Source organism: Variovorax sp. J22G73 (assembly GCF_030317035.1).
GTDB lineage: Bacteria > Pseudomonadota > Gammaproteobacteria > Burkholderiales > Burkholderiaceae_C > Variovorax.
Map to the genome: position 1 here is coordinate 1 of NZ_JASZYK010000018.1, position 15,302 is coordinate 15,302.

Genomic DNA, 15,302 nt, shown 5'->3' on the forward strand with positions numbered 1-15,302 from the left:
CAAGCTCTTCCTTTCAGGATCGAGTGTGTTGCACTTCAGGTTTGAAACCGCCCTTACTTTCTTTTGGCGAAGCAAAAGAAAGTAAGTCGCCCGCCGGGGCGAGTCCCGGCCAGCAGCCCAAAAACAGAAATCAGAGCGTATGACTCCGATCCCCTTCAACAAACCCCATCGCATCCCACCCCTCACCAACAGCAAACCCCACAACCTTGAACAACTCCCCCATCTCATGCTCATGCACCAGCCGAGCCGCCATGGCCCGCTCCCCCACGGAGCCCGCCTCCATCCGCCCCAGCAACCCGCAGTTCAGCAGAAACCGAGCCTGGCTCGTATAGCCCAGCACGGAGAGCCCCGCATCCTGCCCAGCCACGGCAATCCCCGTGAAGTCCACATGCGCCGTGATGTCCTTGTACCCAACATCGGCCAGCGGGTCCCCATCGGCCTGGTGCGCGCGATGGCACATCACCGTGCCCATGTGCCGCTGCGGGTGGTAGTACTCGCCTTCAGGAAAACCGTAGTCCACCAGGAAAGCCGCTCCCTTCTTCAACCGGTCCGCCAGCGTGGCGATGAACGCGAGCGCCTGCGGATGGATTTCGGTCAGGTAGTCGTGCTCGCCGGGCACGTCGACCGGCGGCCGCAGTTCGGTGGCGCGGTCTGCCCACGCCCAGCCATCGCCCTGCGCATTGCGCACCACGCCGCGCTCGAACCACTGCCCGCCCACGCGCGCCAGCAACTGCACCGGCATGGCGTCGAGCACCTCGTTGCCGACCACCACGCCTTCCATCGTCTCGGGCAGTTCGTTGAGCCACTCGACACGCTCCGCATAACGCACCAGCGCCTGCTGCTGCCGCTCGCGCAGGGTGCCCGACAGGTCGACGATGCGGTAGCGCACGTCGGTGCGGCCGATCTCGTCGAGGGCATGCAGCAACTGCACGGCCAGCGCGCCCGAACCCGCGCCGAATTCCCAGACCGTGCCGGTCCCGGTTTTTTCAAGCGCCTCGGCCACCTGCGCCGCCAAGGTGGCGCCGAACATCGGCGTCAATTCGGGCGCCGTCACGAAGTCGCTGCCCGACGAAGGCATGTGGCCGAACTTGGCGGAGGTGTTGGCGTAGTAGCCCAGGCCGGGCGCGTACAGCGCGAGCGCCATGAAGCGGTCGAACCCGATCCAGCCACCTGCGCGTTCCACGGAACGCGCAATGAGGTGATCGAGGGCGGTGGGTAAACTGCTGGGGGTTGTCTTTGTCGTCACGGCGCCATTGTCTCTCTCCTCCCATTTCCCCTCCGCATGAGCACCGCACCGCCCCCCTCCGCCCGCCGCACCGTTCTCGTCACGGGCGCAGGCCGACGGCTGGGCCGCGAGATCGCGCTGGGGCTGGCCGCGGGCGGCTGGCAGGTGGCCGTGCACTACCGCAACTCGCGCGCCGAGGCCGAACAGACGGTGGCCGACTGCGCCGCCCTCTCGGGCGATTCCGCGCTCTTCGCGGCCGACCTCGAGGACGAGGCCGCCACGCGCGCGCTGCTGCCGCAGGTGGTCGCGCGCTTTCGCGGCATCGACGCCGTGGTGCACAGCGCGGCCCTATTCGAGCACGACGAAGCCGCCACCTTCAGCTACGCGCTCATGGAGCGCCATGCGCGCAGCAACACCGGCGCGGCCATCCTGCTGGCGCAGGCGCTGCACGCGCACCTGGCCGCGCGCGACGCGCAGGGCGCGGTGGTCCACCTGCTCGACCAGAAGCTGTGGAACCCCAACCCCGATTTCCTGAGCTACACGCTGTCGAAGGCGGCGCTCGAGGCCGCCACGCCGATGCTGGCGCTGGCGCTGGCCCCGCGCGTGCGCGTGGTGGGCGTGGCCCCGGGCCTCACGCTGGCAAGCCACATGCTGGACGACGAGACCTTCGCGCAGCTGCACAAGCTGTCGCCGCTGGGCCGGTCTTCCACGCCGGAAGACGTGGTCGCCACGGTGAAGTTCGCGCTGGAAAACCGCTCCCTCACCGGCACCACGCTGCTGGTGGACGGCGGCCAGCACCTGATGAAATTCGAGCGCGATTTCTCGCTCATGTGACGACGAGCACCACCACCATGTCTACCCCCTCCACGCCCCTGCCCGCGCCGACCCGGGGGCGCCAGACCCTCACCCTGCAGGGCCTGCGCTTCGATGCCAACCTGGGCATCCTCGACCACGAGAAGACGGCGCCGCAACCCATCCTGGTGGACGCCGAGCTCAGCCTCGGCCCGCAGCCGCTGCTGCCGCAGGACGACGACATCTTCCACGTGCTCGACTACCGCAAGGTGCGCCGCATCATCATCGAGGAGTGCACCGCCGAGCACGTCAACCTGCTCGAAAGCCTCATCGGCAAACTGGTGCAGCGGCTGCTGCAGCTGCCCGGCGTGGTGGGCGTGCGCGTGAAGATCGCCAAGCTCGAAATCTTCGACGACTGCGAGGTGGCGATCCGCATGGAAGCCGGCGAGTGGTGAGCAGCAGCCCGAGCCCCTCAGGCCGCTGAACCGCAGGCCACGGCGGGCTTGGCGCCCGCGGGCCACATGCGCACGCCGAGCGCACCGAGCGCGGACAACGCCGCCATCAGCGCCACGCCCGACCAGCCCCACTGGGCCAGCACCAGGGCACCGAGCGCCGAGCCCGTCGCCATGCCGACGAACACCCCCGTGAAGAACACCGCATTGAGCCGGCTGCGCGCACCGGGGTCGATGCCGTAGACCACCGTCTGGTGCGCGATGAGCGCGGCCTGCAGGCCGAAGTCGAACCCGATGGCGCTGGCCACGATGAGCCCCAGCCGCGCGGCGGGCGCCATCAGCGGCGCGAACAGCATGGCCGCGAAAGACACCACCACCAGCGCCGCGCCCATGCGGATGACCAGCTCCGGCCCGCGCCGGTCGGCCAGCCGCCCGGCAATGGGCGCGGCCAGCGCACCCGCCGCGCCGGCCAGGCCGAAGGCACCGGCCGCCGCGCTGCCCAGGTGGAAGGGCGCGCCATGCAGCATGACCGCCAGCGTCGACCAGAAGGCGCTGAAGCCCACCGACAGCAAGGCCTGCGCGATGGTCGCGCGGCGCAGCGCGCCGTGGCGCTGCCACAGCTTGGCAAGCGAACCCAGCAGCGCGCCGTAGCCCAGTTGCGTGGTCGGGCGCAGGTGCGGCAGGCCGCGCGCGGCGGCCACGCCGATGAAGGCGATGCTGGCGGCGGCCACCACGAACATCGCGCGCCAGCCGAAGTGCTCGGCCACGAAGCCGCTCAGCACGCGCGACAGCAAGATGCCCAGCAGCAGCCCCGTCATGACCGTGCCGACGATCTTGCCGCGGTGCGCCTCGGGCGCCAGCGTGGCGGCGGCGGGCACCACGTCCTGCGCCAGGGTGGCGGCCAGGCCGATCACCAGGCTGGCCGCCAGCAGCGGCCCGACCGACGGCGAAAACGCCGCGCCGAGCAAGGCCAGCACCAGCACGCTGGCCTTGGCGAGGATGATGCGGCGCCGGTCGAAGCGGTCGCCCAGCGGCGCCAGCAGCAGGATGCCCAGCGCGTAGCCCAGTTGCGTGAGCGTGGGCACGAAGCCCACCGAGCGCGCCGAGGCGCCGATGTCCGGACCCAGCACGCCCAGCATGGGCTGGCTGTAATAGAGCGCCGCCACGCCGAAGCCCGCGCTGGCGGCCAGCAGCAGGATCAGCGAGCTCGGCAGCTTTTCATGCGCCGACGGAATGGAAGACATGGTGTTAACCCTTAGATGCGAAAACAAGGGCTGGAGTGTGCGCGTCGCAAGCGGGCGAAGGTAGCCCCTTGCCTCGAACAATTGATATACGCTGCACGCATGGCCGCACCGCTTCCGTCACCTTCATCAGCTTCATCCGCGCCTACCGACCGCATCGAGCTGATGCAGACCTTCGTGCGCATCGTCGAGGCCGGCAGCCTGTCGGCCGCGGCCGCCCAGATGGGCACCACCCAGCCCACCGTGAGCCGGCGCCTGCAGGCGCTGGAGCGCTCGCTGGGCGTGCGCTTGCTGCAGCGCTCCACCCACGCCATGAAGCTCACCGAGGATGGCGAGCGCTGCTTCGACCGCGCCAAGGAACTCATCCTGAGCTGGAGCGCCTTCGAGGCCGAGCTGCGCGGCGCCGGCAACCAGCCCGAGGGCCGGTTGCGCGTGGTGGCGCCGCATGCCTTCGGGCAGCAGCTGCTGGTCGGCCCGCTGGCGGCCTATCTGAAGCGCCACCCGCAGGTGACGGTCGAGTGGCTGCTGCACGACGGCCCGCACGACGAAACGCCCGACTTCATCACCGAGGGCGTCGACTGCGCGGTGCGCGTGGGCCAGGTGAGCGACCCGGGGCTGGTGGCGATCCGGTTGTCGGAGGTGCCGCGCATCGCGTTCGCCGCGCCGTCGATGTTCGAGGGCGTTGCGCTGCCCGCGCACCCCCGCGAGCTGGAGGCGCTGCCCTGGCTGGCCGCGCGCAATTTCTACCGCACCGAGGTCGTGCTGACCCACGAGCACACGGGCGAGGTGGTGCGCGTGCCGATCCGCCCACGCCTGGTCACCGACAGCCTCTACGCCCTGCGCAGCGCCGTGCTGCTGGGCGTGGGCGCGGGCGTGTCGTCGGCCTGGATGCTGAGCGAGGAGATCGCCGCGGGCCGGCTCGTGCACCTGCTGCCGCAGTGGCGCGGCACGCCCGCGCCGGTGCACATCGTGTACCCGTACGCGCGCTTCTATCCGGCGAAGCTGCGGCTCTTCGTGGAGGCGATGCGCACGGCCTTTCCGGCTTCGTGACGCGCGAAAACGCAGGACGAGCGGGGCCGAAGTGCGCCGAATGCGCGTGGAAAACACCCCGAAAGCGCCTGGATGGCACGTGAAATGGGGATCGGGGACAATCGCAGCCTCCCCCGACTCCCCGAAGTAGCCTGCCCATGAACGCCGTCTGGATCGACGAGGCGCCCGCCGCCGCCGACGCCACCAACTCCCTGAAGATCGAACGCGAGACGCACAAGCTCGAAAAGCGCCTGTGCCGCCAGGTCGGGCAGGCCATCGTGGACTACAACATGATCGAGGAGGGCGACAAGGTCATGGTGTGCGTCTCGGGCGGAAAAGACAGCTACGCGCTGCTCGACATCCTGCTCAAGCTGAAGGCGCGCGCGCCCATCCACTTCGACATCGTTGCGGTCAACCTCGACCAGAAGCAGCCCGGCTTCCCCGAAGAGGTGCTGCCCAAGTACCTGAGCGACCTGGGCGTGGACTTCCACATCGAGAACCAGGACACCTACAGCATCGTCAAGCGCGTGATTCCCGAGGGCAAGACCACCTGCGGCCTGTGCAGCCGGCTGCGCCGCGGCATCCTGTACCGCGTGGCCGACGAGCTGGGCGCCACCAAGGTCGCGCTGGGCCACCACCGCGACGACATGCTGCAGACCTTCTTCCTCAACATGTTCTTCGCCGGCAAGCTCAAGAGCATGCCGCCCAAGCTGGTGAGCGACGACGGCAAGCACGTCGTGATCCGCCCGCTGGCCTACGTGGCCGAGAAAGACACCGTGCGCTGGGCCCAGCACCGCGAGTTCCCGATCATTCCGTGCACCCTGTGCGGCAGCCAGGAAAACCTGCAGCGCAAGCAGGTCGGCGAAATGCTGCGCGAATGGGACAAGAAGCACCCCGGGCGCGTGGAAAACATGTTCACCGCGCTGCAGAACGTGGTGCCCTCGCACCTGCTGGACGGAACGCGGCACGATTTCAAGGGTCTGAAGGCGACGGGCGTGGCCGACGACGACGGCGACAAGGCCTTCGACGCGCCCTCTTTCGACTTGCTCTCCCAGGCACCCTCGGCCCTGCGCATCGTCCAGGGCTGACCGGGCAACCCAGGGGAATTTGGAGCCCGCGAGGCTCGGAGACCCTTTCATGAAACCTGCGTTTTCCGTCCTTCGGACCTTTCTGCCCCTTGTTCTTGTCGCGAGCCTGAGCGGCTGCGCCACCTCCTGGGTGGTCGACAGCGACGTGAAGAGCTTCGCCTCCCCCGGCGCCGTGGCGCCCGGCGCCACCTACCGCTTCGACCGCCTGCCCTCGCAGCAGGCCGACGGCGCCCGCCAGGAATCGCTCGAGGCCATGGCCGGCGCGGCGCTCGACCAGGCCGGCCTGCGCCGCGACGACGCCAAGCCCCAGTACACCGCGCAGATCGGCGCGCGCGTCACGGCCGGGCTGTCGCCCTGGGCCGACCCGTGGCTCTACAGCGGGCCCTGGGGCTACGGCGGCTACGGCTACGGTGGCTATGGCTACTACGGCCGGCGCTTCTACGGCGGCGGCTGGTACGGCGGCCCGGTGTTCGCGCCGCCGGCCAACCCCTGGTACGAGCGAGAAGTGAGCATCGTGCTGCGCGAGGTCGGCTCCAACCGCGTGGTCTACGAGACCCGCGCGCGCAACGACGGGCCCTACAACTCGAGCGCGGCGATCCTGCCGGTCATGTTCCAGGCCGCCCTGCAGGGCTTTCCGAATCCGCCGCAGGGCGAGCGCCGCGTGAACATCGAGCTGTCCACGGCGAAAAAGTAGCGCTTCTAGAATCCCGCGGATGGAAGAAGCCACCCGCCTGATCGCCGTTCGCCACGGAGAAACCGCCTGGAACGTCGACACCCGCATCCAGGGCCAGCTCGACATCGGGCTCAATGAAACCGGCCTCTGGCAGGCGCGCCGCGCCGGCGGTGCGCTGGCGGACGAACCCATCGGCGTCGTCTACGCCAGCGACCTGTCGCGCGCCTGGCAGACCGCCGAGGCCATCGCCCAGCCCCACGGCCTGCCTGTTCAGCCCGAGCCGCGCCTGCGCGAGCGGGCCTTCGGCACCTTCGAGGGCATGAGCTTTGCCGAGATCGAGGCCAGGCTCCCCGAGCAGGCCAGGCGATGGCGCGAGCGCGACCCCGAGTTCGAGCCTGAAGGCGGCGAGAGCCTGCTGGTGTTCCGCGACCGCGTGACGGGCGTGGCCGCGGAGCTGGCGGCGCGCCATCCGGGCGAACTGGTGGTGCTGGTGGCGCACGGCGGCGTGATGGACGTGCTGTACCGCGCGGCCACGCGCCAGGAGCTGCAGGCGCCGCGCACCTGGCAGCTGGGCAACGCGGCCATCAACCGCATGCTGTGGACGCCGGGCGGCTTCAGCCTCGTGGGGTGGAGCGATACCGCCCACCTGACGGCGGGCGATGCACTGGACGAGATCACCAGCTGAGTTTTCTTAGGGGTCTCGTTTCGGCGGTTTGTCGTTCAGGGCGCGATCACGCCGGGAGGCACAACTAGGCGTGCGAGGCCGAGTGCCCGCTGGCACCGGCTTCCGCCTTCGCCTCGCTGGGCAGCTCGACCATCGGCCCCGTTCCGCTGTAGCGGTCCAGCGCCAGGTAGATGGCCGGCGTGATGTACAGCGTGATCACCTGCGAGAAGATCAGCCCGCCCACCACCGCCACGCCCAGCGGCTGCCGCAGCTCCGCGCCGGCGCCCAGGCCCAGCGCGAGCGGCAATGCGCCCATCAATGCGGCCAGCGTGGTCATCAGGATGGGCCGGAAGCGCAGGCGGCAGGCCTCGCGGATCGCGTCCACCGGCTTCATGCCCTCGGTGCGTTGCGCGTCCAGCGCAAAGTCGATCAGCATGATCGCGTTCTTCTTCACGATGCCGATCAGCAGCAGGATGCCGATGGTCGCGATCAGCGTCAGGTCGAAGCCGAAGAGCTTCAGCGACAGCAGCGCCCCCACCGCCGCCGAAGGCAGCCCCGCCAAAATGGTCAGCGGGTGGATGTAGCTTTCGTACAGCACGCCCAGCAGCACGTAGATGACCAGCACCGCCAGCACCAGCAGCACCGCCTGGCTCGACTGCGAGCTCTGGAACACCGCCGCGTCGCCGCCGTAGGTGGTGATGATCGACTGCGGCATCTTCAGCTCGTCCTTGAACTGGTCGATCTTCGCGGTCGCGTTGCCCAGCGGCACGTCGGGCCCGAGGTTGAACGACACCGTCACCGCCTGCAGCTGGCCCTGGTGGTTCACCGACGTGGGCCCCACGGTGCGGTTGATGGTCGAGAAGGCCGACAGCGGCACGAGCCGGCCGGTGGTGCTGCGCACCGACAGGCGCGACACGTCGTCCTCGAACTGGCGGTCGTTGTCGGCGGCCGAAAGAATCACCTGGTAGGTATTGCTCGCGGCGTAGATGCTGCCGATCTGCCGGTCGCCGTAGGCGTTGTAGAGCGCGGTGCGCAGGTCGCCCACGTTCACGCCGAGCACGCCGGCCTTGTCGCGGTCGATGTCGAGCGTGGCCTGCAGGCCGCGGTTCTGCGAGTCGCTGGTCACGTCGCGAAAGGCGGGGTCGGCGCGCATGCGCTCCATCAACCTGGTGGCCCACGGCACCATCTCGCCGGCGTTCACGCTCTGCAGCGTGTACTGGAAGCGCGCCTTGCTCTGCCGGCCGCCCAGGCGCAGGTTCTGCACCGGCTGCATGTACACGGCCACGCCCGGAATCTCGCGAAAGCGCTGGCGCAGCGACTCGAGCACCTTGGCCATCTGCGGGCGCTCGCCGCGCGGCTTGAGCACGGCAAACAGCCGGCCCGAATTCTGCGTGGCGGTCGGGCCGCCCACGCCCACGAAGGCGCTCACGTAGTCCACGCTCGGGTCGGCCTGCAGCGCGTCGGACACGCGGGCCTGCAGCGCCTTCATGGCGGTGAACGAGATGTCTTCGGCGGCCTCGGTGGTGATCTGGATCTGGCCGATGTCTTCCTCGGGGAAGAAGCCCTTGGGAATGGTGACGAACAGCCAGCCGGTGATGACGAAGGTGAGCCCCGCCATGGCCAGCATCAGCGCGCGGTGCCCCAGCGTCCAGTCGAGCGAGCGCATGTAGCCGCCGTGCACCGCGCGGTAGCCGCGCTCGAAGGCGCGGCCGATGGCGGTGCCGGGCTCGGGGTGTTCCTCTTCGTGGTCATGCCCCGACGCCAGCGCACCCTCCTTGCGCGGCACCTGCTTGAGCAGCCGGCTCGCGAGCATCGGCACCAGCGTGAGCGACACGATGGCCGACACCAGCACCGCCAGCGCCACCACCACCGCGAACTCGTGGAACAGCAGGCCGATGACGCCCGGCATGAAGAAGATCGGAATGAACACGGCCACCAGCGAGATGGAGATCGACACGATGGTGAAGCCCACTTCGCGCGCCCCGCGCAGCGCCGCGGCGAAGGGCTCCATGCCCTTCTCGACGTAGCGCATGATGTTTTCCAGCACCACGATGGCGTCGTCCACCACCAGGCCCACGGCCAGCGTGATGCCCAGCAGCGACACGTTGTCCAGGCTGTAGCCGAAGGCATAGAGCAGCGCCACCGCGCCGATCAGCGAAATCGGAATGGTGGCCGCCGGAATCAGCGTGGCGACCAGCCGGTGCAGGAACAGAAAGATCACCAGCACCACCAGCGCGATGGTGCCCAGCAGCGTGAGCTGCACGTCGTGCACGGCCTCGCGGATGGAGAGCGAGCGGTCGTTCACCATCTGGATCTCGACCGACTGCGGCAGCTCGGCCTTGAAGCGCGGAATGAGCGCGCGCACCGCGTCCACCACCTGCACGGTGTTGGCGTTGGGCTGGCGCTGCACGGCCAGCGAAATGGAGTCTTGCCCGTTGAAGCTGCTGGCGGTCTTCACCGACTCGAAGCTGTCCTCGATGGTGGCCACTTCGTCGAGGCGCACCGGCGCGCCGTTGCGCTGGCCGACGATGAGCTTGGCGAAGTCGGCCGCCTTCACGAGCTGGCGGTTGGCCTGGATGGTGAGCGTCTGGCGCGGGCCGTCGAGCACGCCGACGGGCGTGTTGGCGTTGGCGGAGTTGACGGCCTTGGCCAGCTCGTCGAGCGTGATGTTGCGCGCGTTGAGCAGGTCGGCGTTGGCCTTGATGCGCACCGCGAAGGCCTTGCGCCCGTACACGCCCACCTGCGCCACGCCGTCGATGGTCGACAGCGTGGGCGAAATCAGGTTCTCGGCATAGTCGTTGAGCTCGGCCGGGTTCATCGACGGCGAGATCAGCGCGATGAACAGCACCGGCGCGTCGGCCGGGTTCACCTTGCGGTACGAGGGCAGCTGCGTGAGCTCCTGCGGCAGCTGGCGCTGGGCGCGCAGCAGCGCGGCCTGCACGTCGACGGCGGCGGCGTCGATGTCGCGGCTGCTCACGAACTCCAGCGTGAGCGAGGTCACGCCCTGCGTGTTCACCGAGCTGATGGTCTGCAGGCCGGGAATGGTGGAGAACTGCTTTTCGAGCGGCAGCGCCACCGAGCTGGCCATGGTGTCCGGGCTGGCGCCCGGCAGCTGCGCGTTGACGTTGATGACCGGCGTGTTGTAGCTGGGCAGCGCGGCCACGGGGATGCTGAAGTACGCAAAGATGCCGATGACCACGACGGCCGCCGACAGCAGCACCGTCATCGCCGGACGGCGGATGCAGAGCTCCGAGATGTTCATGCGCGTTCCTGCTTCGGCGGCTTGACGCCGGTGCCTTCGGACGACGCGGCGCTGCCGGGGGTGACGCCCGTGGTGCCGTTCGTCGGCTTGGCCGGCGCGGTGGATTCACCCGGCGCTGCAGGCGTTGCCGGCGCCGCAACCGGCGCCTTGGTGTCCACCCGCACCTTGCCGCCCGGGCGCACGTTCTGGCTGCCCTCGATCACCACCTGCTCGCCGGGCTCCAGCCCGCTCACCGCGACCTTGGTGCCGAAGGTGTGCAGCGTCTTCACCTTGCGGCGCGTGGCGGTCCTGGCCTCGTCCACCACGTAGAGCGAGGTGCCGTCGGACAGCATCATCAGCGCCGCGGCCGGCACCACGGTGGCGCCTTCGAGCGTGCGCACCGTGATGCGCGTGCCCACGAACTGCCCCGGCCACAGGCCCTGGTCGGCGTTGGCGAACACGGCCTTGGCGCGCACGGTGCCGATCTGCGGATCGACCGTGTTGTCCACGAAGTCGAGCGTGCCGCTCAGCGGCTCCTTGCGGCCGGCGACGAGGGCGTCGACCTTCGAGCGGGCGCGCGCGGCGCCCAGCAGGTCCTGCAGGTTGCCCTCGGGCACCGGAAAGCTCACGGCAATGGGGTCCAGCTGCGTGATGGTCACCAGCGACAGCGTCGGCTGCACCAGCGTGCCCGGGTAGATATTGACGGCACCGATGCGCCCGGCGATGGGCGCGCGCAGCGTGGCGTAGCCCAGCGCCACCTGCGCGCTCTGCACGGCCGCGCGGTCGGCGGCCACGGCGGCGCGCTGCGCCTCCAGCTGCGCGAGCGTGGCGTCGGCCGCGCTCTTGGCGATGAAGTTCTGCGCCACCAGGTCCTGGCTGCGCTTGTACTGGCGCTCCAGGTCGGCCATGGTGGCCTCGTCCTTTTGCTGCTGCGCCCGGGCGCGCGCCAGGTTGGCCTGGTCGTTGCGGTCGTCGAGCGTGAAGAGCAGCTGCCCCGCCTTCACGAACTGCCCTTCCTTCACGTGCACCGCGCTCACCGTGTTCGTCACCTGCGGGCGCAGGTCGACGCTGTTGAGGGAGACCACGCTGCCGTTGACCTGCACGGTGACCGGCACGTCCTGCTTCTGGGCGGTGGCCAGCGTCACCAGCGCGGGGGCGCCGCCGTTGCCCGCTCCTCCGGCGGCCGTGCCGTTCGAAGCGCCGGGTGCCTTGGCCGACTTTGTGTCCGACTTGTTGCCGGACATGCTCCACCATCCGCCTGCGACGGCTACGATCAACACGCCCGCGAGGGCTACGGCAACATTTTTCTTCATGGGTTTTTTGTGCACTTTGGGCTGACAGCGGCTATTGAATCAGTGGCCGGAGCGCAGTGTTCACCACTCCTGTAAAGAAATGTAAAGCAAGCGAACCTTTTCGCCCGCTTTACGACAGGCACCCCCTCCCCGATGACTCCCTGCGAAGCGGCTGGCGCGGCACACCCCTCGCTAAAATCCCCGCTCCACAGCCTCTGGATAAACCCCATGAACCGCTGCAAGACACCCACGAACTCCCGACCTAACTCTCTCCTTTTGGCGCTTTGCGCCGCCGGCCTCGCCGGCCTGTTCTCCCTCGCGGCCCACGCCCAGAACGAAATCCCTCGCCCGCAGACCCAGAACGAATCGCTGGCCGGCGGCCGCACCTTCCCCATCGGCGCCCTGCGCGGCAAGCTCATGGTGGTGGACACCAACGACGTGCAGCTCGACGGCAACCCGGTGCGCCTGTCGCCCGGCGCGCGCATCCGCAACCAGCAGAACCTGCTGCAGATGACCGGCGCGCTGGTCGGCCAGCTCTACCTGGTGAACTACACGCTCGACGCGGCCGGGCTGATCAAGGAAGTCTGGATCCTCACGCCGGAAGAGGCCTCGGCCTCGCGCGAGGCCATGAGCAAGCCGTTCCTGAACATCTGGCCGTTCGTCTCGAACGACACCGTCAACACGCAATAAACCAGGGCGGCGCGCCGCGCGCGCCCGCCGTCCCGCACGCCCTGCCCCCACGCAGGGCACAGAGAGTTCCCCCATGAAAAAAGTATTCATCAAGACCTTCGGCTGCCAGATGAACGAGTACGACTCGGACAAGATGGCCGACGTGCTGCACGCCGCGCAGGGCTACGAGCCCACGCAGAACGTGGACGAGGCCGACCTCATCCTGTTCAACACCTGCTCGGTGCGCGAGAAGGCGCAGGAAAAGGTGTTCTCCGACCTCGGCCGCGTGAAGCACCTGAAGGCCAAGGGCGTGAAGATCGGCGTGGGCGGCTGCGTGGCCAGCCAGGAGGGCCAGGCCATCATCGCGCGCGCGCCGTACGTCGACATCGTGTTCGGCCCGCAGACGCTGCACCGCCTGCCCGAGATGCTGAACGACCGCGAGCGGCTGGGCCGCCCGCAGGTGGACATCAGCTTTCCCGAGATCGAGAAGTTCGACCACCTGCCGCCCGCGCGCGTGGAAGGCGCCACCGCCTTCGTGTCGATCATGGAAGGCTGCTCCAAGTACTGCAGCTACTGCGTGGTGCCCTACACCCGCGGCGAGGAAGTGAACCGCCCGCTGGACGACGTGCTGGTCGAAATCGCCGGCCTGGCCGACCAGGGCGTGCGCGAGATCACGCTGCTGGGGCAGAACGTGAACGCCTACCGCGGCAAGATGGGCGACACGGCGGAAATCGCCGACTTCGCGCTGCTCATCGAGTACGTGGCCGAGATTCCCGGCATCGAGCGCATCCGCTACACCACCAGCCACCCGAACGAGTTCACGCCGCGGCTCATCGAGGCCTACGCCAAGGTGCCGCAGCTGGTGAGCCACCTGCACCTGCCGGTGCAGCACGGCAGCGACCGCATCCTGATGGCCATGAAGCGCGGCTACACCGCCATGGAATACAAGAGCACGGTGCGCAAGCTGCGCGCCATTCGCCCCGAGCTGGCCCTGTCCAGCGACTTCATCGTCGGCTTCCCCGGCGAGACCGACGAAGACTTCGCCAAGATGATGAAGCTGATCGAAGACTGCCAGTTCGACAGCAGCTTCAGCTTCATCTTCAGCCCGCGCCCCGGCACGCCGGCCGCCGCGCTGAAGGACGACACGCCGCACGAGGTGAAGCTGGCGCGCCTGCACGTGCTGCAGGCGGCCATCGACACCAACGTGAAGCGCTTCGGCCAGGCGCTGGTGGGCAGCACGCAGCGCGTGCTGGTCGAGGGCGCTTCGCGCAAGGACGCGAACGAGCTCATGGGCCGCACCGCCTGCAACCGCGTCGTCAACTTCGAAGGCGACGCCCGCCTGGTGGGCCAGATGACCGACCTGCGCATCACGCGCTCGCTGGCCTACACGCTGCGCGGCGAAGTGCTCACGCGCGAATCCGAACTGGCGGCACCGGCCACGGCCCCCGCCGCCGCGCTCGCCCACTGATGGCGAAGCGACCTTCCATCCGCGGCTCGTTCCAGCAGCTGCTGCTGTTCGCGTTCCTGCTGATCACCGCGCTGCTGGTGGGCGTGGCCCTGCGCTCGGTGCTGCAGTACGACGTGCTCATGACCCAGAGCCGCGACGCTGCCGCGCGCGCGCTGCGCCTGTCGGGCGCGGCCCAGTCGCTGGCCGAGCGCAGCGCCGCCATGGAGCGCGCGGGGCGCCAGTCGCTGGTGCTCAACGACGCGGTGCTGCGCCGCCGTTTCGACGACGCCGCGCGCGAGGCGCACCAGGTGCTCGAGCGGCTGGAAACCAACGGCCTGGCGCCGGCCGGCATCGAGATGTGGCGCGCCCAGCTGGGCGTGATCGAGGGGCTGATGAGCGGCAACGCCGACAGCGCCCTGGCACGCGAAAGCACCATGGCCATGCAGTTCCGCGAGCTCGACGCGCTGAACACCAACCTCGCGCAGCAGGCGCAGTTCCTGATCGAAACGCAGAACGACGCGCTGGCCAAGCGCATCGAGAACGCACGCCGCCGGCTGATGCGCGAAGTGGTCGCCGCCAGCGTGCTGGCCGTGTCGCTGGCACTGGCCTTCGGCATCTGGCTGGCGCGGCCGTTCAAGCGGCTGGAGCACGCCATCGTCGGGCTGGGGCAGAACCGGCTGGACGAGCCCATCGACATCCGCGGCCCGGCCGACGTGCGGCGCGTGTCGCAGCAGCTCGAATGGCTGCGCCTGCGCCTGACCGAGCTCGACGCCGACAAGGCGCGCTTCCTGCGCCACGTGTCGCACGAGCTGAAGACGCCGCTGGCCGCGCTGCGCGAAGGCGTGTCGCTGCTGGAAGACGGCGTGCCCGGCCCGCTGAACCCGGCGCAGCTCGAGGTGGCGCAGATCCTCCAGCAGAACACCATCTCGCTGCAGGGGCAGATCGAGGCGCTGCTGCGCTTCAACGCCGCCGCCTTCGAGGCGCGCGAGCTGCGTCGCGAGCGCACCGAGCTGCTGCCGCTGATCGAGGAGCAGATCGAGGCCCAGCGCCTGCAGTGGCAGTCGCACGGCCTGCGCGTGCGCGCCGAGGGCCAGCCCATTGCCATCACGGTGGACCGCACCAAGCTCGGCACCGCCATTGCCAACCTGTTGAGCAACGCCATCCGCTTTTCGGTAACCGGCGGTGTCATCACGCTGGCGGTGTCGGGCACGCCGGAGGCCGTCTACATCGACGTGAACGACGCGGGGCCCGGCATTGCCGAGGGCGACCGCGACCGGATCTTCGAACCCTTCTTCCGCGGCGAGCGCCAGCCGGAGCACACGGTCAAAGGCACCGGCATCGGACTTTCGATCGTGCAGGAGTACATTGCAGCCCACGGGGGCCGCATCACCCTGCAGCCTGACGGACCCGGTGCACGCTTTCGCATCGAACTGCCGCGCACGGCCTGACAACCCCGGCACCCTCCCGAGTCTTCCAACACCGCCTCGCG

General features: G+C 69.1%; 13 protein-coding genes. 9 read left to right on the top strand and 4 right to left on the bottom strand.

From position 1 onward, the window contains the following. Nucleotides 1–130: 130 nt before the first annotated feature. The gene (locus QTI51_RS35410; RefSeq protein ID WP_286518032.1) at nt 131–1,246 is read right to left on the bottom strand and encodes a class I SAM-dependent methyltransferase; all 1,116 of its coding nucleotides are present in this window, start codon (nt 1,244–1,246) and stop codon (nt 131–133) included. 36 nt (nt 1,247–1,282) lie between these two features. On the opposite strand from QTI51_RS35410, the gene QTI51_RS35415 reads away from it, so the two are divergent. Next, nucleotides 1,283–2,059 (top strand): SDR family oxidoreductase, encoded by a 777-nt coding sequence (locus QTI51_RS35415; protein WP_116910511.1) that lies wholly within the window; start codon nt 1,283–1,285, stop codon nt 2,057–2,059. Between the two features lie 17 nt (nt 2,060–2,076). Beyond that, the gene (locus QTI51_RS35420; protein ID WP_286518031.1) at nt 2,077–2,472 is read left to right on the top strand and encodes a dihydroneopterin aldolase; all 396 of its coding nucleotides are present in this window, start codon (nt 2,077–2,079) and stop codon (nt 2,470–2,472) included. Nucleotides 2,473–2,489: 17 nt separating this feature from the next. Here QTI51_RS35420 and QTI51_RS35425 read toward each other — a convergent pair whose 3' ends face one another. Beyond that, nucleotides 2,490–3,713 carry an MFS transporter gene (locus tag QTI51_RS35425; protein WP_116910512.1) on the bottom strand — a complete coding sequence of 408 codons (1,224 nt, stop codon included), beginning with the start codon at nt 3,711–3,713 and terminating at the stop codon, nt 2,490–2,492. Nucleotides 3,714–3,812: 99 nt separating this feature from the next. Here QTI51_RS35425 and QTI51_RS35430 point away from each other — a divergent pair, with 99 nt between their 5' ends. The 4 genes from QTI51_RS35430 (at nt 3,813) to QTI51_RS35445 (ending at nt 7,185) form a co-directional block, all read left to right on the top strand. Further along, nucleotides 3,813–4,760: a LysR family transcriptional regulator gene (locus QTI51_RS35430; RefSeq protein ID WP_286518029.1), complete on the top strand. Its 948-nt coding sequence runs from the start codon at nt 3,813–3,815 to the stop codon at nt 4,758–4,760. A gap of 137 nt (nt 4,761–4,897) precedes the next feature. Continuing rightward, complete coding sequence (gene ttcA, locus QTI51_RS35435; RefSeq protein ID WP_116910514.1) at nt 4,898–5,827, top strand: tRNA 2-thiocytidine(32) synthetase TtcA; 930 nt, start codon at nt 4,898–4,900, stop codon at nt 5,825–5,827. 49 nt (nt 5,828–5,876) lie between these two features. Further along, nucleotides 5,877–6,521, top strand: coding sequence for a DUF4136 domain-containing protein (locus QTI51_RS35440; protein WP_286518028.1), 645 nt, complete (start codon nt 5,877–5,879; stop codon nt 6,519–6,521). A gap of 19 nt (nt 6,522–6,540) precedes the next feature. Beyond that, on the top strand, nt 6,541–7,185 hold the full coding sequence (locus QTI51_RS35445) for a histidine phosphatase family protein (RefSeq protein ID WP_286518027.1): 645 nt from the start codon (nt 6,541–6,543) through the stop codon (nt 7,183–7,185). 64 nt (nt 7,186–7,249) lie between these two features. Here QTI51_RS35445 and QTI51_RS35450 read toward each other — a convergent pair whose 3' ends face one another. Further along, nucleotides 7,250–10,426, bottom strand: coding sequence for an efflux RND transporter permease subunit (locus QTI51_RS35450; protein WP_286518025.1), 3,177 nt, complete (start codon nt 10,424–10,426; stop codon nt 7,250–7,252). Then, a complete protein-coding gene (locus QTI51_RS35455; protein WP_286518024.1) occupies nt 10,423–11,649 on the bottom strand; it encodes an efflux RND transporter periplasmic adaptor subunit in 1,227 nt (408 codons plus the stop codon). The genes QTI51_RS35450 and QTI51_RS35455 overlap by 4 nt, the downstream gene beginning before the upstream one ends. A 324-nt stretch (nt 11,650–11,973) precedes the next feature. Here QTI51_RS35455 and QTI51_RS35460 point away from each other — a divergent pair, with 324 nt between their 5' ends. The 3 genes from QTI51_RS35460 (at nt 11,974) to QTI51_RS35470 (ending at nt 15,261) form a co-directional block, all read left to right on the top strand. Next, complete coding sequence (locus tag QTI51_RS35460; protein ID WP_353506572.1) at nt 11,974–12,387, top strand: hypothetical protein; 414 nt, start codon at nt 11,974–11,976, stop codon at nt 12,385–12,387. 73 nt (nt 12,388–12,460) lie between these two features. Further along, complete coding sequence (gene miaB / locus QTI51_RS35465; protein ID WP_286518019.1) at nt 12,461–13,834, top strand: tRNA (N6-isopentenyl adenosine(37)-C2)-methylthiotransferase MiaB; 1,374 nt, start codon at nt 12,461–12,463, stop codon at nt 13,832–13,834. Continuing rightward, entirely contained in the window at nt 13,834–15,261 is a 1,428-nt protein-coding gene (locus QTI51_RS35470) for a sensor histidine kinase (protein WP_116910520.1), read from the top strand. Before miaB ends, QTI51_RS35470 begins: the two co-directional genes overlap by 1 nt. Nucleotides 15,262–15,302: the final 41 nt, after the last annotated feature.

Coding starts and splice junctions, on each gene's coding strand:
- QTI51_RS35415 (WP_116910511.1), top strand. CDS start 1,283: ATGAGCACCGCACCGCCCCCCTCCGCCCGCCGCACCGTTCTCGTCACG.
- QTI51_RS35420 (WP_286518031.1), top strand. CDS start 2,077: ATGTCTACCCCCTCCACGCCCCTGCCCGCGCCGACCCGGGGGCGCCAG.
- QTI51_RS35425 (WP_116910512.1), bottom strand. CDS start 3,713: ATGTCTTCCATTCCGTCGGCGCATGAAAAGCTGCCGAGCTCGCTGATC.
- QTI51_RS35430 (WP_286518029.1), top strand. CDS start 3,813: ATGGCCGCACCGCTTCCGTCACCTTCATCAGCTTCATCCGCGCCTACC.
- ttcA (WP_116910514.1), top strand. CDS start 4,898: ATGAACGCCGTCTGGATCGACGAGGCGCCCGCCGCCGCCGACGCCACC.
- QTI51_RS35440 (WP_286518028.1), top strand. CDS start 5,877: ATGAAACCTGCGTTTTCCGTCCTTCGGACCTTTCTGCCCCTTGTTCTT.
- QTI51_RS35445 (WP_286518027.1), top strand. CDS start 6,541: ATGGAAGAAGCCACCCGCCTGATCGCCGTTCGCCACGGAGAAACCGCC.
- QTI51_RS35450 (WP_286518025.1), bottom strand. CDS start 10,426: ATGAACATCTCGGAGCTCTGCATCCGCCGTCCGGCGATGACGGTGCTG.
- QTI51_RS35455 (WP_286518024.1), bottom strand. CDS start 11,649: ATGTCCGGCAACAAGTCGGACACAAAGTCGGCCAAGGCACCCGGCGCT.
- miaB (WP_286518019.1), top strand. CDS start 12,461: ATGAAAAAAGTATTCATCAAGACCTTCGGCTGCCAGATGAACGAGTAC.
- QTI51_RS35470 (WP_116910520.1), top strand. CDS start 13,834: ATGGCGAAGCGACCTTCCATCCGCGGCTCGTTCCAGCAGCTGCTGCTG.